Source organism: Methylophaga sp. UBA1464 (assembly GCF_002325665.1).
GTDB lineage: Bacteria > Pseudomonadota > Gammaproteobacteria > Nitrosococcales > Methylophagaceae > Methylophaga.
Genome location: NZ_DCSO01000035.1, coordinates 9,849 through 14,137 on the forward strand (window position 1 = coordinate 9,849; position 4,289 = coordinate 14,137).

The following is a 4,289-nucleotide window of genomic DNA, read 5'->3' on the forward strand; positions in this document are numbered from 1 at the left end:
AAATTGCCGATGTTGCAGTGTATTTAAGTTATCTATGTCATGATTTGAATATTAATCTTGAGCAAGCCATACAACGGAAAATGCTTAAAAACGCGAATAAGTACCCGGTGGATAAAGTCAAAGGCCGGGCTGACAAATACAATGAATATTCATAAACCTGCTGCAAAGTGCTAGCATTTGCGCTTTGATTTTATGCCCGCAGAGGTTGTTCTTCCATGAAAGCCATCGTTTTGCTGATTCAATGTGCCGATCAAAAAGGTTTACTGGCCGGCATCACCGGTTTTTTCGCAGAGCGTGGTTACAATATTCTGCATTGTCAGCAATACACTGATACCGATCACGGCCGTTACTTCATGCGCATTAAGGTGGAAGATGAAGGCCAGATACCTCGTGAAACCCTGCAAAAACAATTTGGTTTATTGGCAGAAACCATGCATTTGACCTGGTCAGTGCATTACACCGATATGCCTTATCGTGTTGCTTTGCTGGTGACCCGGGCTTCCCATTGTCCTTATGATCTGTTGTTGCGAGAGCTGGAAGGTGAATTGAAATGTGACATACCGGTTATCATCGGTAATCATCCTGATCTGGAACAGATGGCGCGTCAGTTCAATAAGCCGTTTTATCATCTCCCCATCACCAAAGAGACCAAGCAACAGCAGGAATCCCGGATCAAAGCGTTGTTAGCCGAATACAAGATTGAGTTGGTCGTCATGGCGCGTTACATGCAAATTTTGTCAGAACCGTTTGTCAAAGAGTTTGCCGGCAAGGTAATTAATATTCATCATGGCTTTTTACCAGCTTTTCAGGGAGCCAAGCCATATCATCAGGCCTATGAGCGTGGGGTCAAACTGATTGGTGCCACAGCACATTACGCAACGGCGGAACTTGATGAAGGACCTATCATCGAACAGGATGTTGAACGGGTACGCCACGATAACAGCCCTGAAGATTTAGTGATGATTGGAAAAGATATTGAACGTTTGGTGCTGGCGCGAGCCGTTAAAGCTCATATTGAACATCGTATTATTGTCAGCGGGCGTCGTACTATTGTTTTTGCAGAAGGCGCTTGATAACTCAAACCTGGATTACATAAACAGATTAAGAGAGAGAACATGACAAAAGCATCGACTTCTATTGGCAGCTTTCATCCACCGCAGCGCACATTAATGGGGCCGGGCCCTTCAGATGTAAATCCACGCATTCTCGAAGCCATGTCACGACCCACTATTGGTCATCTGGATCCGGCATTTATCGGCATGATGGATGAAATGAAAACCTTGCTGCAATATGCTTTTCAAACCGAAAACGCATTAACAATGCCGGTTTCTGCCCCAGGTTCTGCTGGTATGGAAACCTGTTTTGTGAATCTGCTTGAACCGGGCGATACCGCGATCATCTGTCAAAACGGCGTATTTGGCGGGCGAATGAAAGAAAACGTTGAACGTTGTGGCGCGACTGCCATTATGGTGGAAGACGAGTGGGGTAAGCCAGTAGATATCAATAAACTGGAAGCGGTTTTAAAAGCACACCCGGAAGCTAAATTAGTCGCCTTTGTGCATGCCGAAACGTCTACCGGTGCCCAATCCGATGCCAAAGCTATCGCCCAACTGGCACAACAGTATGATTGCCTGACAATTATGGATACTGTCACCTCGCTGGGCGGGACGCCGATTCTGATGGACGAATGGGGCATTGATGCCATTTATTCCGGTAGTCAGAAGTGTTTATCCTGCACACCCGGATTATCACCCGTCAGTTTCAGTGAAAAGGCCGCTGGTGTTGTGCGCAATCGCAAGACCAAAGTGCAGTCGTGGTTTTTGGATTTGAATCTGGTGATGGGGTATTGGGGGGAGGGGGCTAAACGTGCCTATCACCATACCGCACCAATTAATGCCTTATATGCTTTGCATGAAGCCTTGGTGTTATTAAGAGAAGAAGGATTGGAAAATGCCTGGAATCGACACCGCCTGCATCACAATGCGTTAAAGGCCGGCATTGAAGCGATGGGTCTGAAATTTGTCGTTGATGAAGCTCACCGTTTGCCTCAATTAAATTCGGTCACGATTCCGCAAGGTATTGATGATGCTGCTGTCCGTAGCCGTCTGTTAAAAGATTACAGTCTGGAAATCGGTGCCGGTTTAGGCGTAATGGCCGGGAAAATATGGCGTATTGGTCTGATGGGGTATGCGGCCAATCAGAAAAATGTGCTGTTATGTCTGGGTGCTCTGGATGCGGTGTTGACGGATATGGGCGCAAATATTAATTCAGGCGTTGCGGTATCCGCGGCTAACAAGATTTATCACAACTAAGTTTATTAATTTGTATTAACCACAGAGACACAGAGGACACAAAGATTTTTTAATTAATATATCCGCAGATTACACAGATTACGCAGATTAAATTTTTTATGAATAGCTTCAATGAAGCTAAAGTATAAAACAATGTAGGTTGGGTTAGCGCAGCGTAACCCGACACACCCGAGTTAATACACTTGATAAAATATCTGCGTAATCTGCGGATTATTTTTAGAATTTAGAAAGCCCTAAAATTACTCGGGTTTGTTTACAGTTACATCGTTTAAAAAATCTCTGTGCCCTCTGTGTCTCTGTGGTTCAAAAAACTCTAAGGTAAAAAATGAATTCTTCCCCAATCATCATGATCACCGGTGCCACTGCAGGATTCGGTGAAGCCTGTGCCAGGTTGTTTGCCAAAGCAGGATGGCGTTTGATTATTACCGGACGTCGTCTGGAGCGTTTGCAAAGTCTGCAGGCGGAGTTAGGCGGAGAAACGCAAACCTGTATCAGTTGTTTTGATATCAGTGACCGACAGGCTACAGAACAGGCTTTTTTTGAACTACCAAAGGAGTTTCAGCAGATTGATGTTCTGGTTAATAACGCCGGTCTGGCATTGGGACTGGAGCCTGCCTATGTCGCTGATCCGGAAGATTGGGAACGCATGGTGGATACCAATATAAAAGGGTTGATGCGTTGTACCAGGCTGGTTCTGCCGGGCATGAAAACAAGAAACAGCGGGTATGTTATCAATATTGGTTCTGTTGCCGGAAACTGGCCATATCCGGGCGGCAATGTCTATTGCGCCAGCAAAGCCTTCGTCAGACAGTTTTCACTGGCTTTGCGAGCGGATTTACTGGGTACACAAATCCGTGTCACTAATATCGAGCCGGGCAATGCAGAAACAGAATTTTCCCTGGTACGATTTAAAGATAATGAGCAACGCGCTGACAAGGTTTATGAAAAAACCGTTGCACTTACCGCTCAGGATATTGCCGATACTATCTGGTGGTTGGTGAATACGCCGGCACATATGAATGTGACCACTATGGAAATCATGCCCACGCAACAGGCAACCGGTCCGTTAGCTATTTATCGCAGTTAACAATCTGCTCAGCCAAAGAACCAGCTTCTGGGGTTGGGAATAGCTTTTTGTGCCTTTAATGTTTTCCAGCCTTTCACACTGCGGCTGATATTCCATACTATCCATACCACCATTACGGCCAGCCCATATAAATTTCCTGTCCACAGCAGTCCCCAGGAAGTCACCAGCCAAAGTAATGTGATAAAAAAACCATTTAATTGAAACTGATAATGTGATTGCAGCCATTCGGCTGCTGCCGGTTTTTTTTCATAGGCAACATAAGCACCAATAAGCAAAATCGGGTAAATCAGTGAGCCTACCAGATTGAATATATAAATCAGTTTAATGCTACTGATATCGTCGCCGGTTTCAATTAACGCCATTAGTTGTTTTCCATACAAAACGCCAATTTAGCAGAATCCCTGAATTTGCTCCATAAAAAAGGCCCGGCAACGCCGGGCCTCTGGGTGGAAAAACACTATTAACCTTAGCCGCCAAAGTCGAAGCGGATTCCGGTATAAATGGTTCTGCCAAGGATTGGGGATTCATCCTTAAAGAAGCTGGTATGTCTGCGACCATCTTCATTAAGCAAGTTACGACCCTGAATAAAGATTTCAGCACCTTTCAGACTGGCCGGTGACCAGTTGGCATCAAACGAGACCAGGTTATAGCCACTGGTATTGTTTTCAGTGACAGCGGTTTTGGTTTGTTTAAAGACTCGGCGATAGTCGAGACTGAAATCCCAATCCGCATAGGAAGTATCAAAACCGATGCCAACCCGTGTCGGGCTCATACGAGGTATATCTTCACCACCACTGAGTTTGCCGCGCACATGATCAGCTGATAATCGCATGCTTAGCGGAATCGGACCATCAACCAGATCGGTAATGGCACCAAATTCCACACCATAG

5 protein-coding genes and 1 pseudogene are annotated in these 4,289 nt (G+C 45.5%); 4 read left to right on the plus strand and 2 right to left on the minus strand.

The annotated features are described in order from the left end of the window. The first annotated feature begins 2 nt into the window (after positions 1-2). The 4 genes from B3O33_RS03540 (at position 3) to B3O33_RS03555 (ending at position 3,399) form a co-directional block, all read left to right on the plus strand. Positions 3-155: a MazG-like family protein gene (locus B3O33_RS03540; RefSeq protein WP_292362968.1), complete on the plus strand. Its 153-nt coding sequence runs from the start codon at positions 3-5 to the stop codon at positions 153-155. Positions 156-215: 60 nt separating this feature from the next. Beyond that, positions 216-1,073, plus strand: coding sequence for a formyltetrahydrofolate deformylase (gene purU / locus B3O33_RS03545; RefSeq protein ID WP_292361532.1), 858 nt, complete (start codon positions 216-218; stop codon positions 1,071-1,073). Between the two features lie 42 nt (positions 1,074-1,115). Continuing rightward, a complete protein-coding gene (locus B3O33_RS03550; RefSeq protein WP_292361533.1) occupies positions 1,116-2,312 on the plus strand; it encodes a pyridoxal-phosphate-dependent aminotransferase family protein in 1,197 nt (398 codons plus the stop codon). Between the two features lie 325 nt (positions 2,313-2,637). After that, a complete protein-coding gene (locus tag B3O33_RS03555) occupies positions 2,638-3,399 on the plus strand; it encodes an SDR family oxidoreductase (protein ID WP_292361534.1) in 762 nt (253 codons plus the stop codon). 8 nt (positions 3,400-3,407) lie between these two features. On the opposite strand, the gene B3O33_RS03560 is transcribed toward B3O33_RS03555, so the two are convergent. Both B3O33_RS03560 and B3O33_RS03565 read right to left on the minus strand, forming a co-directional pair. Further along, positions 3,408-3,761: a hypothetical protein gene (locus B3O33_RS03560; protein ID WP_292361535.1), complete on the minus strand. Its 354-nt coding sequence runs from the start codon at positions 3,759-3,761 to the stop codon at positions 3,408-3,410. A 104-nt stretch (positions 3,762-3,865) separates the two neighbouring features. Continuing rightward, positions 3,866-4,289 (minus strand): annotated as a pseudogene (locus B3O33_RS03565) (TonB-dependent receptor); the annotation flags it as partial.